The sequence below is a fragment of the Streptomyces calidiresistens genome (assembly GCF_014141525.1).
In the GTDB taxonomy this organism is placed as follows: domain Bacteria; phylum Actinomycetota; class Actinomycetes; order Streptomycetales; family Streptomycetaceae; genus Streptomyces; species Streptomyces calidiresistens.
The window spans coordinates 1-26,535 of record NZ_VKHS01000001.1 but is presented as its reverse complement, the minus strand read 5'-3'; the positions used below and the strand labels follow the sequence as shown (position 1 = coordinate 26,535).

Here is a 26,535-nt window from a genome sequence, read left to right as displayed (position 1 = left end):
ACAGGGGATCCCGGCGCCGACTCGGCATGACAGTCTGCCCCACCACCGAGAACTACCTCAATCGAAGGCCAGAAAGTCCTGCCAGCAAGTTGACAGGGCCTCAAAAAACATCGAAGCTAAAAGAGATGATGATCAATATGGCCATGGTCGGCTGCTGGTGAAGATCGCATTGTTCGACGAAGGTTCCCCGACTGAACAAAGGCGAGCTGGCAAGAATCTCGTTCCTGCGGTGAACGCGTAGTCCTGTCGAGTCGTACCGTGAGGCTGGCACTCTCGTACTTCAAGGGGGCCTGAACGGCGGGGAAGAACTTCAAGGCAAGTAAGGGGCTTGCGTGGGTAGGAACTTCAACTACCGGATTCTCCGGAGCTTCGAGGGATACGGCTGGCAGCGCACCGGGCAGCATGAGTCCCCCGTCGCTATTCGGTATACGGATGAGAATGCCGCCGCCCGCGCCCAGGAAAGGCGCAAGATATCTCTTGTGCTCCGGCCCTTGCTTGCTGCCGTCTGGAGCAGTCGGGATGAGATGGAGAAGAACGACCGGTGCATTGAGCAGTCACGGGGACTGCTTCTTCGGTGGAAGAAGTATCCACCGAAGAAGAACCCGGCCCGCCGGAAGAAGTGGCATGAGCAGCGGATCAGGGAGTGCGAATCCAGGCGCTCGGAGCTCTCGCGTCAGCATGAGGAGGCTGTCATCGCGTTGCAGGAAATACGCAGCCGCCTGCGGGCCGAGTACCAGGGTCCTCTGACCCCAGAGGAGGTGGATCGCCTCCTGCGCTGATCTTGTAGGGCTTCAGGGTGCAGGGATGCTCTTCGGCTCCTCTGATGTCAGTAGTGGTCCAGCGCTTAGAGGTCGTTTTCGCCCAATGTTTCATCCTGTAATCGGTTGTTTCACGAGATTATCGGGTTGCGCCAGGGGATGGTGCTCTCGCCGGTGAGGCGGCGGGCCATGAGGTCGATCATCGCAGTGGATTATGGCTGCTGAGCGGGTGGGCAGGGCGCACGGAACTCGGTGGAGTTATCGGGGCGAGCTGATGCATTACTAAATGAGGCGGTGCATTTCCAGGAGAAAGAACCCATCTGGCGGGTGGCTGCTCAGTCCTGCTAGTGGCATATCAATGTAAAATGGGTGTAGTCCATCGGGGAACGAGCTCGTGAGGCCGCGGCAAATCCTACAGTACTCAAATTAAGCGCTAACTAAAATGATCGTGGAGAACGTGAGCATGTTCCGTCGTGGGTGGGGCGCATATTTCCGCTTCAGGAACTCGACCCATCGCTTCGACCGGCTCGCTCCTCGCGCGGATGCGGATCGGAGGATTTCTCACCAAGAAGCATCGGACCAGCCAAAAACTCGGCTGGTCGGTAGTGGCGTTCGCCTGAGCCGACTCGCTGGGGCTAGTCGCTCTGTACGGGAGCGTCGTGGCCCCCAACCCTTTGCGGGACTGGTGGGGCAGGTAGAATTCCGGTAGTGAACGGCGTCGGCAAGCCGTGTGGGGAAGAACTGCACACGGTTCGATGCAGTGAGGGCTGGCGCGATAGCGGACGTACGTCGCTATCGCGCCAGCCTCGACCCTACGTGAGTCCCATCAGCAAGTTGATGGGACTCACGTAGGGTCGAGGCTAATTGTTGATGCTCATCATAGAGCGGGGCGAGCCGTCTCCGTGTACGTGGAGAAGATCGCTCCCGCAGTCAGCTTGGCCCTCTGCAGCTCGGCAGCGACGGACTGTTCATTACCCCACCGCCCATGTCCGGTGGCCAGGGCGCGGGCGACTCCTGCCACCGCTTCCCGCAGTTCGTCAAGTTTGTTCGGTGTCACAACGCGCAGGCCGGGCACAGGCGGGCTCTGTGTGTGAAGTGTGCTGCTCGGGTGAAGCATCACGGGCTGGGCTCTGATATCTGGCGCAATGGACTCGTGCCAACGAACGCTGCCACCGAGTTGATCCGCATCGTCTTTTGAGATCAGGTCGCTGCTGCTTCCCGTCTTCAGTTCGATGATTGCGTGCTGCTCATTAGTCAGCGCCCATCGATTGTCGGGGTCGATTTTGAACATTTGGTCGGGGCGGTCACTTCGGAAGCCAAGGTGGTGGCCCAGAAGTTCCCAAGCCGCTTCAGCGTCATTTGTCCGGTCCTTGTCTCCCCAGACGATTTGGTCGAAGATGTGACGCACGCCAAGCACCAACTGGACACCATCCGAGTAGGTTTCTCGCAGGTATTCGGTGGCCGCACGGGCTTGTACGGCTGCCGCCTTGATGGTTCGCGGAGCCACGTCGTCAACAGGACGTTGGACCATGGGGTTTTCGACTACGGCAGTGGTGAGGGCCTGCTGGGCAGCCGACGGGTCGACGTGGTGAAGGTATGCCGCTTTCTGCTCCATGAGGTAACCACGGAGAGCTTTGTCCTCCAGGCTGTTGATTACAGCTTGCAAGCGACTCACAGCTGCTTGGTATTGCCCGATGGCAGCTAGGTTGAATGCCTGGCGGTTGGCTGTAGCCTCGGCGTGAACAGTGCTGGTCTGGTCATACTGAACATCTGCCAGAGCTCGGCGGCTAGCTGTCAACCACTGCGGGTGCCGCTCAAGACAGGCGTCGATGGCTTCCCGGACCTGCCCCAGGCCCTCACCGGCGATCTGGTCGGCGATGCTACGGCTTACCCTGAGTTGTGCGCGTGTGGCGGGGGAGAAGAGATCGAGACGACGTGGGTCATGAATGGCCATGCTGAGTTCGGCACCCATGAGGAGGACAGCGCAGTAGTCCTCCCGGTCCCTCACTCCACGGCCCATGCCCTGTTCGATCCGTTGGATGCTTTGAGTTACCCGGAACCGGCTGTCCGGAAGGATGGCCGCTTCGCGGCGTTCGGCTGCATCTAGGGGCAAAGGGACCCCGTCAAGGATCAACAGACGGCAGGCATTGTTAGGCAAGTCGATGCCGTCGTACTTGTTGACCAGCACGACTAGACCGACATGAGGCGTCTCGCGTAGTTCCTTGACCCCCTCGTCCAGCGTTGCCGCAGAGTGAATGCGGTGGGCGTACGGGGCCCACACGGCAGCGCGTTTCGAACTCGGGACGATTACAACGACATTGACCGGCTCCGTCTCGGCGACGCCATCACCGTTCCGGTCACCGTCTGCGAACTGCTTGGCCAAGAGGCGTATAGCCTCATCACCTAGCGACGGGTTGAGTGAGAGCGGCGCGAGGATCAGTCGGTCGCCCATGTCAGCGGCGCTACCTGGGGTCACTGGGCAGGCCAGCAGCGCAGGACCAACGTCCAGGGCGGTAGTCAACGCACTGTCATCAGCCAATGTAGCGGTCAAGTACACGCGGCGCTGGGCGTTCGTGAAGGCCGGGATCGCGTGGACCGGAGGGCATGGCGGCCGCACTTCCACCCCTCGGCTAGTGATAGAAGCCGTGCAGAGATTTAGAACATCCGCAATCAGGGGCCACACATACTTGAATTCATCGTCGCTACTGTGCGGATGCAAGAGATCCATGACCTCTTGATGTCGGTTGGCCCAGGTCCAGAACGGTACGCGTACGAGCGCCGAGTAGTCTCCAGCCTGGACGTCACGCCATTGGTTTGGTGCCTGCCGTCGCAGCTCATGGGCGAACATGTTCACCAGCTTGTCGTGGGTCTTGTGCCCACAAGGAATGAAGAGTCGGAATTGCCGAGTGATCGTGTTCAGTGCTGCATGGGCATCGTCGACGACGACTACGCCGAGTGGCATATGAGGACGGCTGTTGTCGCCAGCCACACCGAATGTCGACATGCCGTTGAAGAGTTTCTTGAAGTTGGTTACTGGAATGGCTTTTTCTTGCTGGAATGCCGGGTCTCTGGGATCCGTGGTGGTCACCAGGCCCAGATTTAGTGCTTCCTTCTGAACTTGGCCAGATGCGTAATGAGTGTCTCCGGCCAAGTAAACAGCCTTCCCAACACCCTCGTTGAGTGTGCTCTGAGCGATCAGTAGACCCGCCGCCGTTTTGCCGCCCCCAGTATTCTGTTTGATCACCACATCCTTGTCAGTGCGACGCTCGAACCACCGGTCCAGAACCTCGCCCTGCTCGTGCCGCAAGTACGGCCAGGGCCGAGGGCCTGCCGCATAAATGTCCCGCGGACGCAGTAGTGGATCGGTCTCGCCGGCGCCAACCAGGCTCCAGTTCAGTGGCACGCTCTTGACCTCCTTCGGTCCGTCCCCTCCATCATTGCGCAAGCGACGACTTCGGGGGCTGAGTTTCCACGCAGCGCTGAAACAATGAGCACGGAAGGGGTCCACCAATTATAACTTTCCGTTATCGGATGGTGACAGCTGGTGACAAGGTTCGATTTTGACTGTTCTCCGATCCCGTTGAGTCGTTCGGGACGGGGACCGGGGAGGTGGACGGGTGCCAGGTGAGAATCCAGCCGGCGGTAAGCGCCACCACGCCGCCTGCCAGGGCGAGGGCGCCGCCTGTTCCGATGGTTGCGGCCACCGCGCCCAGGCAAACCGCCCCGACGCCCTGGAGCGTGATGCTGCCGGCGCCGAGCAGGCTGAAGGCCTGGCCCCGGCCATCCTGCGGCAGGGCGTCGAGGAACGGGCGTTGCAGGCCGAGTTGGTAGGCGTATCCGAGGCCACTGAGCAGCAGCAGACAGGACGAGACGCCCACCCCGGGCCGGGCGGCGAAGCCGACCAGCGGTAGTCCCGTCAGCGCGATCAACGGCACCACCAGTCGCTCCCGGGTGGGCGGCCGCAGCAGTCGGCCCACCACCAGGTCACCGACAAACATGCCGACCGGAAGACAGCCCATCAGCACCGCGTACCAGCCGGGCGCGAAGTGGCGTTCTCCCGAGTAGGCGACGAGGAGGCCTTGCGAGCCCGCCACGAACGCCACGGGTAGCCACTGGGCCACCATCAGCCGTCGCACCGTGCGTCGGCGCAGCAGCAGACCCGCACCTCGCAGGCTTGCACGGGCGGCCCCGCTGTCCCTCCCGGCGCTGCCGGGTGTGCCGCCCGACTCTCCCGGTGGCAGCCGGGGCAGCCGGATGCGGATGGCCAGCGCGCAGCCGAGGTAGAGGACGGCGCCGGCCGCGAGCGCCCGGCGCGGGCCGAGTGCCGCGACGGTCGCACCGCCCAGCGCGAGACCGAGCAACTGCGCGCTGGCAGCGGCGATGTTGTTCAGCGAACGGCCCAGTACATAGGCGTCACCCTCCAGCGACTCGGCGACCAGCCGACTTGACGCGCCGTGGAACACCGGTGTGGCGAGAGAGACCAGCGCCACGACACCGAGGCCTGCCGCGACCGGCATCCGCACCAGGGCGAGCAGCAGGGCGGCGGCGCACGTCAAGGCGTAGCCGCCGGTAATGAGCGCGCGGGGCGGCAGTCGGTCGGCCAGTGACCCCAGCAACAGCGAGCCGAACAGTTGCGGGATGAAGCCGATACCGAAGGCCGCTGCGCTCAGCGGCGCGGAGCCGGTGGTCGAGAAGACCAGCACCGAGAACGTCGTGATCCGCAGGATGTCCGCCGTGATCGCGACGGCGCGTGTTGCGAAGAGCAGCCGGAATCGCGGCTCGGCCAGCACCTCCCGGTAGGTGGCACGGCAGTCGCCCCGGGCGGGCTCGGCGGTTGGGGTCATGACGCCCAACCTCGCCGTGCTCCCGCACCAGACACCAATGATTCGTCGCTGGACGAATCGGAACGGACGTCCCTCGATAGCATGGCGCGGTGCTTCGCTTCGAAGTCTCCGTCGAGGACCTGCTGCGCAGCCGCTTCGCACTGTCGCCCGCGCTGGACCTCTGCCTCCTGCTGCGCTCACTCGCCGGCCGGGACGGACCGCTGCCGCGAGCCCGGGCCACCCGGCTCCTCCCGGCCTTTGAACGGCTTCGCCGCGAGAGTGAACTGAACGCCGTCCTCGCGCTGCACAACCCGCGATCCGGGCCGAGCTTCGTCGCCCCGCCCCCTCGCGGCCTCAACCAGACCTGGGCGGACGACCTGGCCATGATCCGGGCCACACCGCTGGAAGCGGTCCGCCTCGAAATCGCCACCCACGCGACCGGCCCGTCCGCCGGTGATCCCCGTGTACGCGCGGTGCTGGACTCCACGGACGCCGTCTCCAGGATCGCCGAGGCGATGGACCGGGCCTGGCACGAACTGCTCGCCGCGGACTGGCCGCAACTGCGCGCGATCTGTGAACGCGACGTCGTGCACCGGGTGGGTACGATCGGCGAACACGGATGGGTCACGACCATCGAGAGCCTGCACCCGAGCATCACCTGGCAGGCCGGCGGTATCGAGATCGGCCACTTCCCCCGGGTCGAACCGGTCCGCCTCGCCGGCGACGGACTCCTGCTGATCCCCTCGGTCTTCGTCGCGAACATCGCCGCCCACCTGGCAGACCCCTGGCCCTGGCCCAGGACCTTGGTCTATCGGGCCCGCGGCACCGCCGCCCCGTGGGGCGGCCGGGAGACCGTCCCCCGACCGGACACGCTGACCGCTCTGATCGGCCGGTCCCGGGCCCGGCTGCTGTTGGCGCTGGACGCCCCGGCCAGTACCAGCCACCTCGCCCGAAGCCTCGCCATGACACCCGGCGCGGTGGGAGACCACCTCGCCATCCTGCGAGACGCGGGACTGCTCGTCCGCGCCCGGTCCGGACGGTCCGTGCTCTACCGCCGCACCCCGCTCGGCGAGGCACTCGTCGCCGGTACGGGCTGAGGCATCGGATCGGCACCGGGCGACTCCGCCGGGGATCTCGAGCTTGGCCTGTTTTCCCTGGCGCCACCGGCATTCCCGGGTCGGGCCGCGGGTGTCGGGGTACTGCTGGAAGGCCGGGGGATCGAGGACGGTGAGGATGGCGAGTTGCGTGTGAGGCGAGGCGTTCGATGTTGATCGCGATGCCGGTCGGGACGTGCTGCAGGTGTGTTGTGCGGTGGCCGTGGTAGCGGCTGTGGTGGGCCAGGTGTCCGTTGATGAGCTCGCAGATGGTGCCTTCGACGCCGGACCGGGTGGCGTGGAGCCGCTTGCTTCGGGAGCCCTGCCGGTCCGCACGGTTCCGGGTGTGCGGTTCGTGCAGGTGGCGGGGGAGGAAGTTCACGGTGCGGGCGGCGGTGCCGCGGGCGCGGGCAGGCCGGTCGGGGCACGCGTTGCACCGGTGTGGGTGGAACCGGGCCACGGTATGGGGCGCCATGGCCGGTGGCTCGAGCCGGAGGTGGCCGGTCTCGCCGTTGGGGCAGGTGACCTGGCGTCGGTCGAAGTCGATGGAGAAGTCGTCCCGGGGGAGGCTGGACTGTTCCCTGCTCTGCCATGCTCCGCCGGCCTTCACCGGGCCGACGGGCTCGACCCGGTGGTCGCGCCGGGGGGCAGCAGCGAGACGGAGAGGTAGCCGCCGTCGAATCAGGTGCTGCCGGGGCAGCAACCGGCGGGCACGGAGGCGGGCGTGGATGTCGGGTGCCCGCTGGGCGGCTTCCTCCAACACCGCGCGTACTGCTTCCAGGACCGGCTCCAGGCGGGTGAGGTCCCGGGCGGCGGCCGGGGTCCGGGTGGAGTCGGTGCGCTGCCTCCCAGGTGCGGCGACCATACCGGCCTCCCGCATCCGGGCCGGCGACAGGGAGAGCAGTCGGTCCGCGCGATCGTCCTCGCACAGACGATCACGGAAGTCGGTCGGCACACTTTGGTGGAATCCCGAGTCGTCCAGCCCCGGGGCCGGGGCGTACGTGAAGTCGATCCGACACCGGACCGCCTCGGCAGCCTGCCGGTCGGAGAGGTTGAGCAGGAACTGCAGCACACAGACCGTGGCGAGTTGGGCCGACGAGAGTCCGGGGTGGCCATCACGCGGGTCCCGGGAGGCAAAGTCCCTGTCCTCCCGGAGCCCGTCGAGGCGATCACGTACCCACATCCCCGTGGTGCCGCGAGGGTTGCCGGCCCACGCCACCCGTGCTGTGAGCTCGGGAACCACCGCCCCGCGCCGGGGACGAACGGACACCGATCACCTCGGAAGGACGGAACCACGCAAGACCATCCCGAAGCATTTCAAGCGCCGACAGCCCCTGTCCCGAGAACTCCAAGATCCCCGACAGAGTCGCTCACGGGAACGCCACATCCATCGGCTCGACCGTGATGCCGGTGTGTTCACCACCCTCACCAGGGGCCGGGCCGGCCGCCTGCTCAACGACGGAAACCGGTGAAACCAGACCTGGTGGCCGGCCGTGGAGGACGCCGTGATCCGTGGCGCGCGTGTGGGTGGCGGGCCTCCACCCGGCGCATGATGTGTGCGGAAAGGACTCTCCGTCTCGCCGGCGCACCCGGCCGCCTGCCATCGGGTGCGGCTGTGCCCCGTGGCCCGGTTCCTGAAGCCCGGCGCCTGCCTCGTGACACCGTCGTTGTTCGCTTCCGCCCGCGTTGCGGCCCGCCGGCAGCACCGTCACGTCATACCTTCGGGGCACCAACGGCCCGGTGCCCCCGCGGATGATCCGCAACATGTGGCTGCCCTCATCGTCATCGATCTCCCTGCCCCGCACGTGGTCGGCCGCGTGATCATTTCGGCTGTCCGACGCCGCCCGGCGCAGCAGATTCGGCGCGGCGTCACGGCGGGGTGAACGTGGCCCGAGGCGGCACGGGCATCACTTCGCCGAACAGATACCAGCCAGGTATCATCGCGGTATGGCGATGACACTTCGACTCCCCGAGGACCTCGACGCGAAGCTCACCGAGCGTGCTCGTCGCGAGGGCCGCAGCAAGCAGGAGCTCGCCATCGAGGCCATCCGGGACGCCCAGAATCGGGCCGAGTTGAAGGTCGATGACGTCCTGGCCGAACTCATGGACAGCGATGCGGAGATCCTGGACTACCTGAAGTGACCGGAGTGCGTTACCTCCAGATCGACGAGATCCTGGCCATCGCCCGCGCGGTCAACGACACCGAGCACAGTGTGCGGGACATGGGGCTTTTGGTGTCGGCGATCGAACGGCCCCGGACCAACGTGTTCGGGGCCGAGCTGTATCCCGGGTTGCACGACAAGGCAGCGGCCCTGTTGCACTCCGTTGCCCGAAATCACGCGCTGATCGATGGCAACAAGCGCACCGCCTGGCTCGCCATGCGCGTCTTCCTGCGGCTCAACGGCGCCGGCACCGGTATCGCCCCGCCGCCCGCCTCCATCGCCGGACCGTTCGTCGAGGATGTCGCGCAGGACACCATCGATGTCCCGGTCATCGCCAAACGCCTCACGGTGTGGTTCCCCGCTTCCTGAAGCACGACGACGTGAGGGCCGGGGCCTCGTGTGTCCGGCGCTGGACCGCCGGAGGGGTGGCCCGGGGCTCGGCGTCCGGAGTGAACGCGGGTGGGCTCGCGCAAGGGCGTGGTTCCGGTGGCTGGGCCGTTTCGTTTCGATCATCGTGCGGACCGGAGGAAGATGCCGGCGATGTGGAGTCCGGCCCGGTGGATCGTGGCGGTCTTCTCGTGGCCGGTGGCGATGCCGCGCCACTGCTCGAGCCGGTTGATGCGCCGCTCGACCGTGTTGCGCTGCTGGTATGCCTCGCGGTCGAAGGCCGCCGCCCCGGCCGCCGCGGTGCCTCCGGTGGGCTTTCCGGTCATCGGGGAGGGGAATGACCGCGCGGATTCCGCGTTCGCGGGGGTGCTCACGGATGGCGCGAGAGGAATACGCCTCGTCCGCCGGGACCGCATCCGGCCCGGTGCGGGGCATCCGCACCGACGGGGACGCGCAGGCGGGCCATGACCTCGGGGAAGGCGGGCGCGTCCGCAGCCCGGCCCGGGGTGAGGCAACACCATCGGACGGCGGCGCCCGTCGGCCGCGAGGTGGGTCCCGGTGGTCGGTCCGCCGTGGGGGCGGCCGATGGCAACTTGACCACCGGTCCCATCGTCGTCCTCCCATGGGTCAGAGGGCGGGGGGTGGGCTTCCCGCCCCTGGAACGTCTCGGATCGGTTTATTCCGGTCCGGCGAACCCTCTCCCGGAGAGAACTCGCCACCGTCGAGTGGATCGACTGGTACCACCACCGCCGACTCCACGGTGAAACAGGGCACATCCCACCCGTCGAATACGAGACCAACCACTACCGCGCAACCCCGGGTTGCAACCACAATCTGAAGTCTCCACCGAGCCCGGAACGGTTCAATGACCGCCATGCGGATTATCGTCGGACTCCGTCGCGTCTTGGACGTGCAGGTGAAGCTGTTGGACGTTCTGCGCAATCCCGTCCTCGGCGAATGTGCTGCCCTCTCGACGAGCGCCTCGCACCGGCTGCTGCGGACGGTCCGCCGGCCACGGAAGGCCCGTTGCCACGGCCCTGAGGCGTGGCGGACGGACAGAACCGTGGCCGCCGCGGGGGCGGAGTGCTCTCGCCTCCGGACGCCGGAATGGAAGGAGCGCGGTGGGGTGTGTCGGAAGTATCGGAGGCCGCCGCCGAGTCCGGGTCCGACGGAGGGGACGACCACGCACGAGGGCTGCGTGCCGGCCGACTCACCGCGTTCGTCTTCTCGTATGGAGTATCGACATTCGGGGACATGGCGGCTCTCTGCGCGCTGGCCGTCCACGTGTTCACCGATACGGGAAGCGGTCTCGCGCTCAGCGGACCACCCATGACCCTGTGGGACTACCGGCAGGCCCTGACACGGATTCACCACACGGAACGCGATCCAGGACCATTGCAAGCGAGAATGCCGACTGCCCTCCCCGCTTTCACCGGGGAATCGGCCGACGGGTTGACCGGATGGAAAAACGTTGCGAAGGGGGCATGTCTCCGAAATCATCCACGGATGTTGCGAATCAGGGGTGAGCGGACCAGCGGGAACCTCTCGGGAGGGTGAAGTCCCGGTGGGGAATCATCGGGTTTTCCGCCGTGTCGATCGCGGTAACTTTGCCTGTGGGGGAGTGGTCGCCGGGTGTGGCGCGTACGGTGACCGGGACTCGTGGCGTCGCCGCCGTCCGCGGGGTCGGCCGGATCGGTGGTGTATCCGCCATGTGGCCATGTGGGGTGGGTGTCACTTGTCCGGCTCTTCCCGAATGTGGGGTTCACAGTGCCTTCCGTGGTGTCGGGTCCCGAAGGAACCCCGATTTTCGGCCGGTTCGTCTACTTCGTCGAAGTGCTTCCGGTGCAGGTGATGGACATCCTCCTGGGGATTTTTGTTCGAATTCCCGTGAGAACCCCGATGTCCCACCTGAAAGAGGCGGCGCGAGAGAACCCCCGTCCACTCTCCCAAGGGCTGCGTCGAGCCCGGGGCGGCGAAGTGAGCGTTTCGGAGGCTGAGGATTTGTTTTGTGGGGCGGCCCGGGTGTGGGGAGTTCTCTGTGGGGGGAGCATTCTCCTCGCCATGCTGCTCGACGCGACAGTCGGAGCCTCTTTCGACCTCGCACTTTCTGTGTTTTTGTCCCTCTTCTCCCCTTTCCTGGTCATGGGGTTCGTGCAGTACGTCAGGGCGGGTCGTGCACGCCGCAAATTTCTGGATGCACGAAATGCCGGGAGGGTGCGGAGGAAGTTGAGAGGCGGAGGACTGCCGAACCATCGGCCCCTGCGGCATGGTTGGCTCATTCCTCCGATCGGAATGCCTGTGTTGTATGTATTTTTCTACTTCGTGGTTTTCGTGTGAGTCGGTGAAGTCGGTCGGTGCGGCGAGGGGCATCACGTCAAGTGCTGTCGGGGGCCACGAGTGGGATTTCCGTCCGGGCTTCCCGATGAAGAGGGGAGGTCGCAATCGAGGCCACCCGCGCGATCCTCTCGACGGGTGCGCCCGGGATGGCGGGAATCGGTGGGAAAGGGGTGAGGGCGGGGTCCTCGTGATGAAGCGCGGGGTGATTCCCCGGGCGGTGGCGATCGGTACCGGTCCGGAGCGCCCCCCGCGGTGCCGCGATCGCCCGGTGCGCCCCTTGCCGTCGACGGATGCCCCGGCCGGGTCGACCCGGGGGCCGGATGGTTTTCCCGGACACCGGCTCCGCCGGGGGAGGGGACCACCGTGCTCCCGGTTTCCACGGGAGTCTTCGTGACGGGCGCCCCGGTGAGACCGGCAGGGGGCCGGTGGAGCGGGACGAGTGGCAGGTGTCGGGGTGCCCCAACCCGCCGTTCTCCCACCGAACTCCGTTTCACCGGGCCGGTTTCCTCCTCCGGGAACGGTTCGCCGACCCGGAGGTGAGTGGAGGGGGAGGGTATGGCCGCTGACCACGACCGAGACGGTGTCCAACGGTCGCCCGGCCCCCGGCCCGGGGGCTCGAGCCGGGCGTGGCCGCGGAACCCGGGGACGCCACCGTCGACGCCGCGGGCACCGCTCTCGAATCCGCTCCCGCGCGGGAGGTCCCGCTCCGTCACGGTGAAGCGGGTGACCACCGCTGGGGGAAGGTCCGGCCCGGGGCTCCCCGGAGCGCGGGAGGTGCGGCAGGACCTCGGGTTCGGTTGCGGCCCGGAGGATCATTCCGTCCAGCGGTAGAGGCGCTCGGGCCGGCCGGTGGCGCCGTATCGGAGGCTGACCGCGGCCCGGCCGGTGGTGGTGAAGTACTCCAGGTAACGGCGGGCACTGACGCGGGAGAGACCGGTCCGGGCGGCGCACTCGGTGGCCGAGAGGCCGGCCGGGGCGGCGGCGAGGATGCCCCGGACCAGTTCGACGGTCTGTTCGGCGACGCCCTTGGGCAGCCGGGCCGGCAACGGAGCGGTGCCGAAGACACGGTCCACGTCCCCCTGGCCGGGGACGGCGATGGACGCCAGCTCACGGTGGCGCTCGGCGTAGCGGCGCAGGTGTTCCTGGAGAACCGGGACATCGAAGGGTTTGATGATGTAGTGGACGGCCCCTCCGCGCAGGACCCCGCGGACGGTCTCCGCGTCCCGGGCGGCGGTGATGACCAGGACATCGGTTTCGGAGGCGGCCCGGGAGTCCGCCCCGCGCAGGGAGCGCAGCACCTCCAGGCCGCTGATGTCCGGCAGGTAGATGTCCAGGAGCACCAGGTCGGGGCACAGCTCGCGGATGGCGGTGAGCGCCTCCGCGCCGGTGCGGGCCTCGCCGACCACGGTGAACCCGGGGGTGCGGGCGACGAGTTTGCTGTGCAGCCGGGCCACCATGAAGTCGTCGTCGACGACCAGGACGCGGATCACGGCGTGGTCACCTCCTCGGCGTGCTCGGCACGGGTGCGGGGGATTTCGGCGCGGAAGCGGGGGCCCTCGACCGTGACGTGGCCGCCGCGGCGGGTGCAGATCATCCGGGTGATGGCCAGGCCGAGACCGCGCGAGACGTCGTCGGCGGCCTTGGTGGTGAAGCCGTGCCGGAAGACCTCCTCGGCGAGTTCGGGGGCCACACCGGGACCGGAGTCGGTGACCTCCAGGCGCACGGCGGTGGAGTCGTCGGCCAGTCGGACCTCGACCCGGCCGCCGGGCCCGGCGCCGCGGACGGCGTCCAGGGCGTTGTCGACGAGATTGCCGGTGACCGTGACGAGGTCGGCGGCGAGGGTTTCGGGAAGGGGACCGAGCGCGCTGTCCCCGGTGAGCCGCAGGACGGCCCCCTGTTCGGCGGCGAGGCTGGCCTTGGCGATGAGCAGGGCCGCCAGGGAGGGGTCGGCGACCTTGGAGATCACCTCCGAGGTGCGGCGGGTGCGGGTGCCGCTGATGCCCCGCACGTAGCGGGAGACCTCCGGGTACTCGCCCAGTTCGATCAGCCCGGCGATGACGTGGAGTTGGTTGGAGAACTCGTGCGCCTGGGCGCGCAGGGTGTTCGTGGCGCTGCGGGTGGTCTCCAACTGGTGCTGGAGTGCGGCGAGTTCGGTGAGATCACGCATGGTGGTGACGGACCCGATGGATCGATCGCGGGTGATCAGCGGCATCCGGTTGAGGGTGAGCATCCGCTCGCCGGCGATGACCAGTTGGTCCCGGCCGGTGGCCCGCCCGGTGAGCACGTCGTACAGGCGGGGCTCGACCGCCAGGTCCTCCAGGGTTCGACCGGCCGCGTCCGCCGGCAGCCGCAGCAGTTGTCGGGCGGTGTCGTTGGCGAGGGTGATGCGGTGGTGGCGGTCCAGACCCACGACCCCTTCCTTGATGCCGTGGAGCATCGCCTCGCGGTGCTCCACCAGGGAGGTGATCTCCTCCGGTTCCAGCCCGAGGGTCTGTTTCTTGATGCGGCGGGCCAGCAGGAAGGAGCCGATGGTCCCGAGCACGCCGGCCAACCCCAGGTAGAGCAGCAGGTGGGGGGTGGCGGCGGCGATGCGGTCGCCGAGCCCCGGGTGTTCGCGGCCGACGCCCACGGCTCCGAGGAGGCGGCCCTCGGCGGAGAAGACCGGAACGTGGGCGACGACGGACGTCCGGCCGCCGTCGGTGACGACGCCCGTCCAGGAGCGACCCTCGAAGACCCGACTGTCCCCCAGCGGCAGCTCGCGGCCGATGGCCGGGGGGTGGGCGGAGGTGAGGACGCGCCGGTCGGTGCCGGTGATCTCCACGCTGGAGGCACCGGAGACGGATCGGGCGGCCTCGGCGGTCGGCTGCAGGATGCCCTGCCGGCCGGGGTCGCCCAGCCCGACGCGCACCGCGTCCTGGGAGGCCACGGTCTCGGCGACGCTCAACAGCCGCCGGGACTCGGTCCGCCGGAACTCGGCGTCGGCCCGGGCGACGGAGACGGCGGCGATCACCCCGAGGACGATCACGATCAGCCCCAGCTGCAGGGCGAGGAACTGACCGGTGAGGGAGAGCCGCGAGAGGGCGAGCCGGCGTCCCGGCCGGGAGGCCCGGTGGTTCCGCATGGGCCCTCTCCCTTCGGCTCGTGCCACCGCCGGGGTCGCGGCGGTGTCCGACATTCTCACCGCGGGCGGGCGCCGGGTCGATATCCGGGGCCACCCGGATCCGGTGAACACAATGTTCACAAGCTTCGTTTCCTTCGATAAGCGCAGAAGCGACGGGCCTCTTTTCCGGAGTGTGAAGCGCCTGTTTCCTGGCCGCCACGTCCGCCGCGTTCCCCGCCGGCGGGCACCGAGTCGCTCCGGAGGAACCATGACCCGACCGAGAATCCGCGTCGCCGCCCTGGCGGTGGCCTCCGCCTCCGCCCTGCTGCTGACGGCCTGCGCCGGCACCGGCGAGGCGGCCGCCGGCGACGGCTGGCAGCCCGACAAGCCCATCGAGTACATCGCCCCCGCCAACACCGGCGGCGGGTGGGACACCCTGGCCCGCACCAGTGCCCGGGTGCTGGAGGAGAACGATGTGATCAACCGCCCGATGCGGGTGGTGAACAAGCCGGGTGGCGGCGGGGCCATCGGGTGGGCCCACGTGGCGGGCAAGGAGGGGGACCCGCACACGCTGTTCGTCACGAGCCCGCCCATCCTGCTGGTGCCGCTGGCCGGGGAGTCGGACTTCGACCACACCGACTTCACCCCGATCGCCCGCCTGGCCGGTGAGCCGCTGGCCTACCTGGTCAGGGCGGACTCCCCGTTGACGACCTTCGCCGACCTCGTGGAGGAGGTGCGCGACGATCCCGGCTCGCTGAGCGTGGCCGGGGGTTCGGGCCCCGGCTCGATGGACCATGTCGGACTGGCCGGGGCCGTGCAGGCCGGGGGAGCGGACCCGTCCACGGTGAGGTACGTGCCCTTCGACGGCGGGGGCGAGGCCATGACCGCGTTGCTCGGCGGACACGTCCAGGCGGCAGTGTCCGGGGCCTCGGAAGCCCGGGCCCTGGTGGCCTCCGGTGATCTGCGGGTCCTGGCGATCTCCGGCGACGAACGCGTCGGAACCCTGCCGGACACCGAGACCCTCGGCGAACAGGGCATCGACTACGTCTTCGAGATCTGGCGCGGCGTGATGGGTGCCCCGGGGATGACCGAGGAGCAGGTCGCCTATTACGAGGACGCCTTCGCCGAGATGACGGAGCTGGACGCCTGGAAGCAGGAGACCGAGAAACTCGGCTGGGTCCACGACTTCGCCGGCAGCGCCGAGTTCGGGGAATTCCTGGACGGCCAGTACGAGGAGCTCTCCGGAATCCTGACCGATATCGGTCTGAAGAAGTAGGCGGCGGAGGAAACAACGGCCATGGGGTCCTTCCGTTTCTCGCAACGCACCGTGGCGGTCGCCGTCGGGGTGTTGGCGATCGCCTACACGGTGGAAGCCTTTCGCATCCCCGAGTTCACCGCGGTGCAGGTTCCGGTGCAGTCCGGCACCCTGCCCCGGGGGCTGGGCCTGATGCTGCTCGGTCTCGCCGTCGTGCTGTTCTTCCGGCGCGACGGCGGGGCCGGCCCTTCCCCTTCTCCCGCACCCGCTTCCGTTACCGCGTCCGCTCCGGGTGAGGGGGACGGGTCCGGGGCGGCCACCACACCGGAGGCGCCCCCCGCGCCCGGGGGGCGTGTCCCGGCCCCGGGGCGGTTCCGTGACGTCCGGCTGGAGGTGGCCGCGCTGCTCGGCTCCATCTGCCTGTACGTCGCGCTGTTCGAGCCGCTCGGTTTCCTGCTCTCCACGGCCCTCTACATCGCGGGCATGGCCTGGTACCTCGGCCTCGGACGACCTTGGGCCGGCGCGCTCACCGGCGCGGGCGTCTCCCTCGCTCTCCATCTCGGCATGTCCCGGGGGCTGGACATCGCCCTGCCGACCGGGCCGCTGCCCTTCTGAGCCACGGAGCCCTCGATGGAAACCCTCCACCACATCGTCTACGGGTTCGGGGTCGCCCTCACCCCCCAGAACCTGGCCTTCGTCTTCCTCGGCGTGCTGATCGGCACGGTCATCGGCATGCTGCCCGGGCTGGGGCCGATGAGCGCCATCGCCCTGATGATCCCCATCGCCTTCACCCTCGACCCGGCCTCGGCCATCATCATGCTCGCCGGCGTCTACTACGGCGCGATCTTCGGCGGCTCCACGTCCTCCATCCTGCTCAACGCCCCCGGTGTCGCGGGAACGGTCGCGACCTCGTTCGACGGCTATCCACTCGCCCGCCGGGGACAGGCGGGCAAGGCCCTGTCGGTGGCGGCCGTGGCCTCCTTCGCCGGCGGCACCGTCGGCGTCATCGGACTCATGCTGGTCGCGCCCACGCTCTCCGCCCTCACGGTGAGCTTCGGCCCGGCGGAGTACTTCGCCCTGATGGTGCTCGGTCTGACGGCGGTGGTCTCGCTCTCCGGGGTCGATCTCACCAAGGGCCTGATCTCGGCGACCGTGGGCGTGATGATCGCCCTCGTCGGCATCGACTCCCAGACGGCCACGCTGCGGTTCACCTTCGGCAGTTCCGAACTGTACGAGGGGGTCGAGTTCCTCATCGTGGCCCTCGGGGTGTTCGCCCTGGCGGAGGTCTTCGTCATGGTGACCCGCCGCGGCGCGCCCGCCCCGGACGCCACCGTCACCTCGCTGCGGCTCTCCCGTCGCGAACTCCGGACCATCGGCGGCCCCACGGCCCGGGGCTCGGTCCTCGGCTTCTTCACCGGGGTCCTGCCGGGCGCCGGGGCCACCGTGGCCTCGTTCCTCTCCTACGCCATGGAGAAGCGCGTCGCCAGGGACGGCAAGACCTTCGGCGAGGGCAACATCAAGGGCGTCGCCGCCCCGGAGTCCGCCAACAACGGCGCCGCCGTGGGCTCCTTCGTGCCCCTGATGACCCTCGGCGTGCCCGGCTCCGGCACCACCGCGATCCTGCTCGGGGCCCTGCTGGTCCTCGGCGTCCAGCCGGGGCCGCTGATGCTGGACGAACGCCCCGAGATCTTCTGGGGCCTGATCGCCAGCATGTACATCGGCAACCTCGTGCTGCTGATCCTCAACCTGCCGCTGATCCCCCTGTTCGCCCGCGTCCTGAGAACCCCGCAGGCCCTGTTGCTCCCCCTCATCGTGGTGTTCTGCGTGGTGGGCGTGTACGGGCAGAGCTTCGGCGTCTTCGACCTGTGGCTGCTGGTCGGGTTCGGCCTGCTGGGCTTCCTGATGCGCACCAACGGCTTCCCCGCCGCGCCACTGATCCTGGGATTGATCCTCGGCGGGCTGATGGAACGCTCCATGCGGCAGGCGTTGCTGATCTCCTCCGGCGACTTCACCGTGTTCGTGACCAAGCCGATCTCCGCCACGCTGCTCGCCCTGGCCGCCCTCTCCCTGCTGGCCCCGCTGGTCGGGGTGTGGCGGCGCCGACGGGCGCGGGCCTTGCGCGGGGCGGCGGAGCGGGCCCACGATGGGGCCCGGCCGGGTGACGCCCGGACGGGGGGAACGGCCGGTACGACGGAGGAGCCCGGGGCCGGACGGGAACCCCGGGAAGGCGGGAACGGATGACCAGGCGATGGCCGCGCGGCGTGTGCGCGGCCATCGCCTGCCTGCTCCTGGTCCCCGGGTGCGCGACGGGGAGCCCGCCCCCGGAACCCCTGCGGCTGATGGTGCCCACCCCGGCGGGGGGCGGCTACGACTTCACGGCGCGCAGCACCGCCGTGGCCCTGCGGGACTCCGGACTGGTCGAGGACGTGGAGGTCTTCCACCTCACCGGGGCGGCCGGGGGCGTGGCCCTGACCCGGCTGCTGCACGAGGGGGGCAACGACCGGCTGCTCCTGCAGATGGGGCTCGGCCTCGTGGGTTCCGCGCAGGTGTCCGGCGGCTCCGGTGGTTCCGGCGCGATCGCCGACGCCACCCCGCTGGCGCGGCTGATCGACGAGCCGGAGGCGGTGGTGGTCGCCGGGGACTCCCCCCACACGTCGCTGTCGGAGCTGCTGGCGGACTGGCGGCGCGGCACGCTGGCGGCGGGGGTGGGTTCCCACCCCGGCGGCCCCGACCACCTGGCGTTGATGCTGACCGCCGAGGCGGCCGGACTGGAGCCCGTCGAGGTGGTCCACGAACGCTACGACGGCGGCGGGGAGCTGCTGGCGGCCGTCCTCAGCCACCGGGTGGATTTCGCGATGACCGGCATCAGCGAGTTCCGGCACGCCATCGCGGCCGGTGAGCTGCGGGTGCTGGCCGTCACGGGCGCGGAGCCGGTGGACGGCATCGACGCCCCGACGCTGCGTCAGGAGGGGCTGGACCTGGAGGTCGTCAACTGGCGGGGCCTGCTGGCCCCGCCGGGCCTGGAGGAGGGGCGGCGCGAGGAACTCATCGGGTTGCTGGAGCGGCTGCGCCGGACCGATCAGTGGCAGCGAACCCTCCGCGACAACGGATGGAGCGACTCCTACCTCCCGGGCGAGGGGTTCGCGGCGTTCCTGGCGGAGGAGGAACGTCGGGTGGGTGAGGTGCTGGACGGTCTCGGGCTGGGCCGGTAGCGGCGTGTGGAGGGGGCCGGGCGGCCGAGGGCCCCTCCCCGGTACCGACGCCTCCCGGCCGAGCACGGTCTTCACCGACGACGCCCGCCCGACGCTCCCCATCGGCGACATCGAGGGCGTCGAGCCCCTCGCGGCCTTCCACCTCCGGGCCGAAGCGAAGTTCGACCGCACCCCCCTGTCCTCCACCTGCCTGACCGATCCGCACGGAGACCGGGCCACGGTCCGCTTCCGGATGCTCGCCACCCGTGCGCACCACGGCGTCGACGGAGCCGATGGCCTCCGGGGTCGGTGTCCACCACGCGGGTGAGGCGCGGCGCACGGCCTCCGGCCGGCGTTTCAGTGGCTGGACCCTCCACGTCTGCCGGGAGAAGGGCCCACGACCGGCCCGAGCCCGGACCCCGCCCCGGCACCGGAGCCGGGTGGGGTGTCGCGGGCGGGCCATCGAGGAGAAAAGTTATTGATAATCGTTTTCACCTGTAGATTGGGGTGGTCACGACGGTCGGGGAATCGAAGGGGAGGACGGGCGATGGGTGTGAGAGGGGAGACGGCCGGGATGTGGGTGGAGCGCTGGGAACGGCAGCAGCGGCGGTACGCGGTGGACCGGGAGGAGCGGTTCACGGTGATCTCCGATGTGGTGGAGCACCTTTGTGCCGGGCGTGACCGGCCGCTCCTGCTCGATCTCGGGTGCGGTCCCGGCTCCATGGCCGCCCGGCTCGCCCGTCGCCTGCCGAGGGCGGAGATCATCGCGGTGGACACGGATCCGCTCCTGCTGGAGCTGGCGCGCGCCCACCACGGGGATGCCGCCCGGTACGTGGACGCGGTGATCGGTCGGGATGGCTGGACCGATGCCCTGGCCCCGGGCCGCGCTCCGGATCTCGCCGTCTCCACGACGGCCCTGCACTACCTTCCCGTCCCCGTCCTGCTGCGGACCTATCGGGACCTCGCGGCTCTCCTCCGTCCCGGCGGGGCGTTGATCAACGGGGATCATTTCCCGCCGGAGGAGCGGTCCTGTTCGGACCTCACCGCAGTGGTGGGACGTCGCCGGACCGAGCGGGCGGGTGGACACGGTGATGAGGACTGGGAGGCCTGGTGGAAGGCGGCGGCCGCGGACCCGGAACTCGCCGAGTTGTTCGAGCGGCGGGAGCGGAGCCGTCCCTCCTTCGACGCCGAGCACGGTGAGGGCAATCGGGACCTTTCCGTGCACCGGCACACGGAACTGTTGCGGCGGGCGGGATTTCGTCACGTCACGCCGGTGTGGCAGGTCGGGGACAGCGTCGTGCTCGTGGCGGTGAAGGACTGACATTCCGGGAGCACCTCTCCCGCCGGTCCCACGCCAGCGGCTCGCCCGCCCGGTCATCTCGACGCCCGACCCCCTCCCGGATACCCGCCGAACCCGTCCCGGGGCACAGGGGGGCGGGGACGGCCCCGGTCAGAGCAGCCCGATCCAGTACTCCCAAAAACGGGTGAGAACGAGCATCGCGATCACGCCGTACCAGGCGGCGAGAAGGAGAGCCCGGTTCTCCAGCGCCACGGCGAGGGCACGCCGCCCGCCGGAGGGCACCGGGACGATGCCGTGCCGCAGGGTGTGCAGCGTCAGGTACCAGAACAGCGCGATGGTCACGAACCAGACGACCATGCAGTACGGGCACAGCCGACCCAGCTCGTACAGCGACTGGTGGATGAACCAGTGGGTGAACACCACCCCGGCGAGGGCACCGGCGTTCAGGCCCCACCACAGCCATCGGTTCAGGCGGGCGCCGCCGAGGACGGCGAGACCGAGCGCGGCCACGACGGCGAAGGCGCCCAGACCCACCATCGGGTTGGGGAAGCCGAACACGCTGCCCTGCCGGGAGAACATCGCCTCCACGCAACCGATGACCGCGTCGATGTCGCACGAGGGCCGGTGGTCGGGGTCCTTCAGCAGCCGCCACTCGTCCACCGCGAGCCGGAACGAGGCGAGCCAGCCGATGATCCCCGTGAGGACCATCACCCACCCGATGCCCCGGTCGCCCCGGTCCGCCGGTTCGTCCGGAGCCGCGGCGCCCGACGCGGGGGCGGCGGAGAGGCCGGTGGGGCGAGGTCGCCCGGCCGGATCCGCCGGCTCGACAGCCGTCGCGCCGGGGCCGTCCGCCCCCGGACGGTCCCGGCGCGTTCCCGCCCACGCGTTTCCACCGTTCCCCATGGTCGGAAAGCTAGGCGCCGGCCGGGGGATCCGCCCCGGGGCCGAAGGTCCCGGGGCGGGACCGACCGGCCCGCGCGGCCGGTGACACCCGGCATCGGGCCCTGCCCCGGAGGGCCTGCGGGCCCGGCGGTGGGGCCGGTGGGCCCACGCCTGCCGTGACGCGGTACGCGCATAGTGGCACCGGCTCACGATCACCGCTCGGGAAGCCCCCGGCTCCGGACCGACGACCGTCACCCGTACGCCACGACCGGGCACGACCAGGAGGGACGGACGGTATGACACAGCCGTCGGGACACCACAGCGAGGCACCGGCGGGGTCCGTCCCCGGACGGGCGTGGCTGATGCTGGCCCTGGCCACGGCGGGTTTCGCCGTCAACTTCTGGGCCTGGGCGCTGCTCAGTCCGCTCGGCCCGTGGTTCGGGGAGAGCCTGAACCTGTCCTCCTTCCGGCAGTCGCTGCTGGTGGCGGTGCCGGTGGTGGTCGGGTCGCTGGGGCGGATACCCGTGGGTGTGCTGGCCGACCGTTTCGGGGGGCGGGTGATGTTCCCGCTGGTCTCGGCGGCCACCATCGTGCCCGTGCTGTATGTGGGGCTGGTCGGGAATTCCTCGTTCCCGGCGCTGTTGATCGGCGGGTTCTTCCTCGGCATCGGGGGTACCGCGTTCGCGGTCGGGGTGCCCCTGGTCAGCGCGTGGTTCCCGCCCGGGCGGCGAGGGCTGGCGATCGGGATCTTCGGGATCGGCACGGGCGGCACCGCGATCAGCGCCCTGACGACGGTGGGATTGGTCGAGTCGTACGCGATGGCCACGCCGTTCCTGATCACCGCCGCCGTGCTGGCGGCCTACGCGGTGGTCTCCGCGCTGCTGTTGCGGGACGCGCCCGGCCGCGCCGTGCCCGGTGAACCGATGCTCCGGCGCCTGGCCGATGCCTGCCGGCTGGGCATCACCCGGCAGGCATCGGCCCTGTACGCGGTGGCCTTCGGCGGCTACGTCGCCTTCTCCGTCTACCTCCCCACCTACCTTCGGACCGGCTACGGCCTGGAGCAGGCGGACGCGGCCCACCGCATGGCCGGTTTCGTGGTGCTCGCGGTGGCCATGCGTCCCGCCGGGGGATGGCTCTCTGACCGCTTCGGGCCGGTCCGGGTGCTGGGGGGTTCGCTGAGCGTGGTGCTCGCCGGTGCCCTGGCGCAGGCGTCGACCCCGGCGCTGATGCCGCTGGGCACGATCGCCTTCCTGGCGATGGCCGCCGCGCTCGGCGCGGGCAGCGGAGCGGTGTTCGCCCTGGTCGCCCTGTTGGCCCCGGCGGACCGGGTGGGCTCGGTCACGGGTGTCGTCGGAGCCGCGGGAGGACTGGGCGGGTTCGTGCCGCCGCTGGTGATGGGCTCGCTGTACGGGGCGTACGGCTCGTACGCGATCGGTCTGGTGCTGCTGGCCGTGGTCGCCCTGGCGGCACTCCTGCTCACCGGCACCGGTGTGCGCCACGCGGTGGCCCGGCGGGTGGCCGCCCCCTCGTACTGACTGCGGAGGGAGCACGCGATGTGCGAGTGTCGCGCCTGTCGGGCCCCGGTGGTGATCGGGGAGCCGACCCGGGAGCACGACACGCTCCCCACCCTCATCGCCCGGGTGCGCGATGCCCACCGCGAGGGCGAGGTCACGCTGATGGCGGAGCTCGCCCGGAGGATCGCCGCCGTCCTCGAACCGCACGCCCCGGTGGGGGAGGGCGAGGTGTTCCCGCCCCCGGCCGGGGAGTTCCCCGGAAGGATCCCGGCGCCGGAAGCCGGGCACTGTCGCGTCGAGGCGGTGCTCTCCGAGGCGGACGGACCGTTCCTGCGCGATCCCACCTGGCCGGGGCGGTTGATCGAGACGCTCGACCTGCTGGGGGAGCACATCAAGGGGGATCGGGACGGCGCGCCCCCGGTCACGCCGGCTCCCCCCGATCCCGGGGACCGGGAGGTCGTCGGAGTGGGCCGCCCGGTGCCGTGACCCCGACCCGAACACCCGCCGGGGCCCGTGTGAATTCGAGGGGGTGGTGCTTCCTCCCGGCGAGTGCCCCGGGGGGGAGGGTCCGGGGCACTCGCCGCGAGGAGCCCTCCGACCGTCAGCCGGGGTACCAGCGGTCCAGCAGGCGCAGGCAGTGCCTGCTGGTGAGGACGACCGCGTCGATGAGGTAGTGCGAGCCGCGCGTGATCGCGCCGATCGCCGCCAGGTCCGGATGCGACCGTCCCCCGGCGTCCACCAGGAGGTTGTCCGGGTCGGTCTCCAGCCCGCCGTGGGGGCAGGAGCGCGCGTATCCGCCGGCCACCAGCGAGTCGATCAGGGTGCCGGCCTCGCCCGTCCAGGTCTCGGCCGGGGCGTTGGTGGCGTTGACCGCGACCGCCGCCGTGACGGTGCCCCCGGCCGTCTCCGCCTCGAAGCCGCCGGGGACGGCGCGGACCGAGGCGAGCCCCGGGAGCACCCGCAGCGCCCCGCCGTCCAGCGCGGCCAGCAGCCGCTCCGCGCTGCGGCGGGGAATCGGCACGCCGAAGCTCCGCAGGTGGGGGTGCATGGTGGTGACCACGGTCCGCTTCTCGGCCTCGGACAGGTGGTGGAAGACGTGCGCGAAGTGGTCGGCCGCCGCGTGCACCAGAACCGACTGCCAGGGGCGTCCCTGCGGCTCGGCCAACGCCTTGCGCAGTCGGCCGGCGGCGTCCGCGCCGGCCGCGGGGTCGGGAAGGAGTTCCTGCGCGCCGGCCCCGTGCTCCCGGAGTTCGGCGTCGACCAGTGCGGCGACCCGCGACATCAGCGCGCCGTCCGTCCGGCTCTCCCGGATCGCCTCGTCCAGCCGCTCCCGGGTGAGGTGGACGGGCGGGGACGGCTCATCGAGTGCGACCCGGGGCGGGGGGAGCAGGCCGTTGCGGGAGACCATGGTGACCGGGCCGGCCGGGTCGCGATCGAGCAGGGTCAATGCGACGTCGACCGCGGTCAGTCCGGTTCCGATGACCAGGACGGGCGCGCCGGGTGGCGTCCGTTCGGCCATCCCGCCCAGGGGGTAGGGGTGGTGGAGGTAGCCGGGGGCCCCGGAGAGCCGGTACGGGTCGGGGCGCTCACCCGGACCGACACAGACCAGTACCCGGTCGAACGGGCCGTACCCGCCGCGGGTGCCGCTCAGCCGCAGTGCCCCGCGTTCCCCGGAGACGCGCAGGATGCCGTCCCGGACCCGGCGCAGCGCACCGCCCCCGCGCTCCGCGCGGGTGACCGCCTCGCCCATCACCGCGCGCAGGTACCGCCCGTACACGGGGCGGGGCACCACGGTGTCGGGGCCCACGGGTTCGCCGTCGGCGTCGGTGGCGCCGTGGTGCTCGTGGAGCCACCGCACGTAGTGGCCGGGGTCGGCGGCCGAGGCGGACATCCACGCGGCGGGCGAGTTGGTCAGGCCCGGCGCGGTGTCCTCCCGGAAGGCCTCCCCGGTCCAGGGGGAGTCGGAGGAGTCGAAGACGGTGATGTGCGGGGTGCCGCCGGTTCCGGCGAGACGTTCGGTGAGGATGTTGAGGAACACCGCCCCGTAGGCGCCGCCGCCGATGACGGCCAATCTCTCCATCACGCCGCTCCGGGGGAGCGGCGGGGGCGGGCGGTCCGCGGATCGTGGTTCATCGGGTTCCGGTCCCTCTCGTGCGTGGTCGGTGTCGGAGGTGGTTCGGCGACCCCGGGGGTCCTGCCGGGTCGGGGCGGCGCCCCGCTCACGCGGGGGCGAGGGCCAGCACGGCGTTCTGGCCGCCGAACCCCATGGAGTTGCTGAGCGCCAACCCGATGTGTCCCGTCACGGGGCGGGTGGGCAGGTCCAGGTCGATCCCGGGGTCGGGGTGCTCCAGGTTGGCGGTGGGCGGCACCAGACCGTTCTGGACGGCCAACACGGTGTAGGCGGCCTCCACCGCGCCGGCGGCCCCCAGCAGGTGACCGGTGACGCCCTTGGTGGAGCCGACCCGGGGGGAGTGCGGCAGCAGGCGCCGCAGTGTCCGGGCCTCGACCAGGTCGTTCTGCGGGGTGGAGGTTCCGTGGGCGTTGACGTAGTCCACGTCCGAGGGGACCGCCCCGGCGTCGGTCAGGGCGGCGAGCGTCGCCTGTTCCAGGCCGCGGCCGGTCGGATGGGGCGCGGTGACGTGGTGGGCGTCGTCGCTGGTGCCGTGCCCGACGATCCGGGCCCGTACCCGGGCACCGCGGGCCCGTGCGTCGGCGGTGCGTTCCAGGACCAGGATCCCGGCCCCCTCGGCGGCGACGAACCCGTCCCTCCCGCGGTCGAAGGGACGGGAGGCGCCGCGGGGGTCGTCGGTGCGCCGGGAGAGCGCCCCCATCGAGGAGAAACCCGACATCACCAGGGGGGTGATCATGGCCTCGCTGCCACCGGTGAGGACGATGTCGCAGCGGCCGAGCGCGAGCAGGTCGCGGGCCACGGTGACGGCGGTGGCCCCCGAGGCGCAGGCGGTGGCCGTCACCAGGTTCGGTCCCGTGGCGCCGCAGTCCAGCGCCACCCGGCCCGCCACCATGTTCGACAGGAACATGGGCAGCAGCAACGGCGAGACGCGGCGCGGTTTCTCCTCCAGCAGGACCCGGTGCCGGTCCTCGTAGACGGGCAGGCCACCACCGGCGTTGCCGAGGACCACGCCGACCCGGGAACCGTCCCAGCCGGAGCTGTCCAGACCGGCGTCGGCGAGCGCCTCCCGGGCCGCGACGAGGGCCAGTTGCGCCGCGCGGTCCATCTGCCGGGCGGTGCGGGGGTCCAACAGCCGGTCGGCGTCGAAGCCCGTCACCCGGCAGGACATCGGGGTCGGGGTGTCGGCGAGTTCGGCGTCGAAGGCCGCCTCGGTGCCGCCCGCCGCCCGGACGACGGCCCAGTTGCGGTCCACGCCGATCCCCGCCGGGGTGACCAGGCCGAGGCCGGTGACCGCCGTGTCCGTGGCCGGTGTCATGCTTCCGCACCGGCCATGCGCTGTTCCAACAGGCGTCCCATCGCCGCGAGGTCCGGGACGTCCTTGAGTTCGTGATCCTCGATGTCGACGCCCAGGTCGCGCTCCAGCAGCAGGCTCAACTCGACCAGGGTCAGGGAGTCGAACTCGATGTCCTCCAGCGAGGCCCCGGGGCTGACCAGGTCGGGGGCGACCCTCAGTTCGTCGACCAGGATGTTCCTGAGCTTCTCGTAACCGTTCACGCGGTGGCTCCTTGGCTGTCTCTTATACCCATCTCCGAGCCAACGAG

Annotated in this window: 22 protein-coding genes and 1 pseudogene; 13 read left to right on the top strand and 10 right to left on the bottom strand. The window is 70.0% G+C overall.

What is annotated here, in order from left to right:
* Positions 1-332 precede the first annotated feature (332 nt).
* A complete protein-coding gene (locus FOE67_RS00115; RefSeq protein ID WP_182659667.1) occupies positions 333-779 on the top strand; it encodes a hypothetical protein in 447 nt (148 codons plus the stop codon).
* Between the two features lie 856 nt (positions 780-1,635).
* Here FOE67_RS00115 and FOE67_RS00110 read toward each other — a convergent pair.
* Together FOE67_RS00110 and FOE67_RS00105 are read right to left on the bottom strand one after the other, a co-directional pair.
* Entirely contained in the window at positions 1,636-4,161 is a 2,526-nt protein-coding gene (locus FOE67_RS00110; RefSeq protein WP_182659666.1) for a helicase C-terminal domain-containing protein, read from the bottom strand.
* A 121-nt stretch (positions 4,162-4,282) separates the two neighbouring features.
* On the bottom strand, positions 4,283-5,602 hold the full coding sequence (locus tag FOE67_RS00105; protein WP_182659665.1) for an MFS transporter: 1,320 nt from the start codon (positions 5,600-5,602) through the stop codon (positions 4,283-4,285).
* An 89-nt stretch (positions 5,603-5,691) separates the two neighbouring features.
* Between FOE67_RS00105 and FOE67_RS00100 the strand changes: the two genes are divergently transcribed.
* Complete coding sequence (locus FOE67_RS00100; protein WP_182659664.1) at positions 5,692-6,678, top strand: ArsR/SmtB family transcription factor; 987 nt, start codon at positions 5,692-5,694, stop codon at positions 6,676-6,678.
* A 166-nt stretch (positions 6,679-6,844) separates the two neighbouring features.
* On the opposite strand, the pseudogene FOE67_RS00095 reads toward FOE67_RS00100, so the two are convergent.
* Positions 6,845-7,858, bottom strand: a pseudogene (locus FOE67_RS00095) (transposase); the annotation flags it as partial.
* Between the two features lie 764 nt (positions 7,859-8,622).
* Here FOE67_RS00095 and FOE67_RS00090 point away from each other — a divergent pair.
* Together FOE67_RS00090 and FOE67_RS00085 are read left to right on the top strand one after the other, a co-directional pair.
* Positions 8,623-8,817: a ribbon-helix-helix protein, CopG family gene (locus FOE67_RS00090; RefSeq protein WP_180329038.1), complete on the top strand. Its 195-nt coding sequence runs from the start codon at positions 8,623-8,625 to the stop codon at positions 8,815-8,817.
* Positions 8,814-9,206: a type II toxin-antitoxin system death-on-curing family toxin gene (locus FOE67_RS00085; RefSeq protein ID WP_182659663.1), complete on the top strand. Its 393-nt coding sequence runs from the start codon at positions 8,814-8,816 to the stop codon at positions 9,204-9,206. Before FOE67_RS00090 ends, FOE67_RS00085 begins: the two co-directional genes overlap by 4 nt.
* 140 nt (positions 9,207-9,346) lie before the next feature.
* Here FOE67_RS00085 and FOE67_RS30710 read toward each other — a convergent pair whose 3' ends face one another.
* Positions 9,347-9,550 (bottom strand): transposase, encoded by a 204-nt coding sequence (locus FOE67_RS30710; protein ID WP_182659662.1) that lies wholly within the window; start codon positions 9,548-9,550, stop codon positions 9,347-9,349.
* A 1,450-nt stretch (positions 9,551-11,000) separates the two neighbouring features.
* Here FOE67_RS30710 and FOE67_RS00075 point away from each other — a divergent pair.
* Positions 11,001-11,561: a hypothetical protein gene (locus FOE67_RS00075; protein WP_182659661.1), complete on the top strand. Its 561-nt coding sequence runs from the start codon at positions 11,001-11,003 to the stop codon at positions 11,559-11,561.
* Between the two features lie 812 nt (positions 11,562-12,373).
* On the opposite strand, the gene FOE67_RS00070 is transcribed toward FOE67_RS00075, so the two are convergent.
* Positions 12,374-13,051: a response regulator gene (locus FOE67_RS00070; protein ID WP_182659660.1), complete on the bottom strand. Its 678-nt coding sequence runs from the start codon at positions 13,049-13,051 to the stop codon at positions 12,374-12,376.
* Positions 13,048-14,682, bottom strand: a complete 1,635-nt coding sequence (locus FOE67_RS00065; RefSeq protein ID WP_182659659.1) for a sensor histidine kinase — start codon at positions 14,680-14,682, stop codon at positions 13,048-13,050. Before FOE67_RS00065 ends, FOE67_RS00070 begins: the two co-directional genes overlap by 4 nt.
* Positions 14,683-14,929: 247 nt before the next feature.
* Between FOE67_RS00065 and FOE67_RS00060 the strand changes: the two genes are divergently transcribed.
* The 6 genes from FOE67_RS00060 to FOE67_RS00035 all read left to right on the top strand — a co-directional run bounded on the left by FOE67_RS00060 (position 14,930) and on the right by FOE67_RS00035 (position 20,428).
* The gene (locus FOE67_RS00060) at positions 14,930-15,937 is read left to right on the top strand and encodes a Bug family tripartite tricarboxylate transporter substrate binding protein (protein WP_228473387.1); all 1,008 of its coding nucleotides are present in this window, start codon (positions 14,930-14,932) and stop codon (positions 15,935-15,937) included.
* Between the two features lie 21 nt (positions 15,938-15,958).
* Positions 15,959-16,531 (top strand): tripartite tricarboxylate transporter TctB family protein, encoded by a 573-nt coding sequence (locus FOE67_RS00055; RefSeq protein ID WP_182659658.1) that lies wholly within the window; start codon positions 15,959-15,961, stop codon positions 16,529-16,531.
* 15 nt (positions 16,532-16,546) lie between these two features.
* Entirely contained in the window at positions 16,547-18,157 is a 1,611-nt protein-coding gene (locus FOE67_RS00050; RefSeq protein WP_182659657.1) for a tripartite tricarboxylate transporter permease, read from the top strand.
* The gene (locus FOE67_RS00045) at positions 18,154-19,128 is read left to right on the top strand and encodes a Bug family tripartite tricarboxylate transporter substrate binding protein (RefSeq protein ID WP_182659656.1); all 975 of its coding nucleotides are present in this window, start codon (positions 18,154-18,156) and stop codon (positions 19,126-19,128) included. The genes FOE67_RS00050 and FOE67_RS00045 overlap by 4 nt, the downstream gene beginning before the upstream one ends.
* Positions 19,094-19,435, top strand: coding sequence for a hypothetical protein (locus FOE67_RS00040; RefSeq protein WP_182659655.1), 342 nt, complete (start codon positions 19,094-19,096; stop codon positions 19,433-19,435). The genes FOE67_RS00045 and FOE67_RS00040 overlap by 35 nt, the downstream gene beginning before the upstream one ends.
* A 219-nt stretch (positions 19,436-19,654) precedes the next feature.
* A complete protein-coding gene (locus FOE67_RS00035) occupies positions 19,655-20,428 on the top strand; it encodes a class I SAM-dependent methyltransferase (RefSeq protein WP_182659654.1) in 774 nt (257 codons plus the stop codon).
* A 129-nt stretch (positions 20,429-20,557) separates the two neighbouring features.
* On the opposite strand, the gene FOE67_RS00030 is transcribed toward FOE67_RS00035, so the two are convergent.
* Complete coding sequence (locus FOE67_RS00030) at positions 20,558-21,115, bottom strand: vitamin K epoxide reductase family protein (RefSeq protein ID WP_182659653.1); 558 nt, start codon at positions 21,113-21,115, stop codon at positions 20,558-20,560.
* Between the two features lie 470 nt (positions 21,116-21,585).
* On the opposite strand from FOE67_RS00030, the gene FOE67_RS00025 reads away from it, so the two are divergent.
* A complete protein-coding gene (locus tag FOE67_RS00025) occupies positions 21,586-22,824 on the top strand; it encodes an MFS transporter (RefSeq protein WP_182659652.1) in 1,239 nt (412 codons plus the stop codon).
* A gap of 18 nt (positions 22,825-22,842) precedes the next feature.
* The gene (locus tag FOE67_RS00020; protein WP_182659651.1) at positions 22,843-23,289 is read left to right on the top strand and encodes a hemerythrin domain-containing protein; all 447 of its coding nucleotides are present in this window, start codon (positions 22,843-22,845) and stop codon (positions 23,287-23,289) included.
* A 115-nt stretch (positions 23,290-23,404) separates the two neighbouring features.
* Here the strand turns inward: FOE67_RS00020 and FOE67_RS00015 are convergent, their stop codons facing one another.
* The 3 genes from FOE67_RS00015 to FOE67_RS00005 all read right to left on the bottom strand — a co-directional run bounded on the left by FOE67_RS00015 (position 23,405) and on the right by FOE67_RS00005 (position 26,488).
* On the bottom strand, positions 23,405-24,883 hold the full coding sequence (locus FOE67_RS00015; protein ID WP_182659650.1) for an FAD/NAD(P)-binding protein: 1,479 nt from the start codon (positions 24,881-24,883) through the stop codon (positions 23,405-23,407).
* Between the two features lie 139 nt (positions 24,884-25,022).
* Positions 25,023-26,249, bottom strand: a complete 1,227-nt coding sequence (locus FOE67_RS00010) for a beta-ketoacyl-[acyl-carrier-protein] synthase family protein (RefSeq protein ID WP_182659649.1) — start codon at positions 26,247-26,249, stop codon at positions 25,023-25,025.
* Positions 26,246-26,488, bottom strand: coding sequence for a phosphopantetheine-binding protein (locus FOE67_RS00005; RefSeq protein ID WP_182659648.1), 243 nt, complete (start codon positions 26,486-26,488; stop codon positions 26,246-26,248). The genes FOE67_RS00010 and FOE67_RS00005 overlap by 4 nt, the downstream gene beginning before the upstream one ends.
* Between the last annotated feature and the right edge of the window lie 47 nt (positions 26,489-26,535).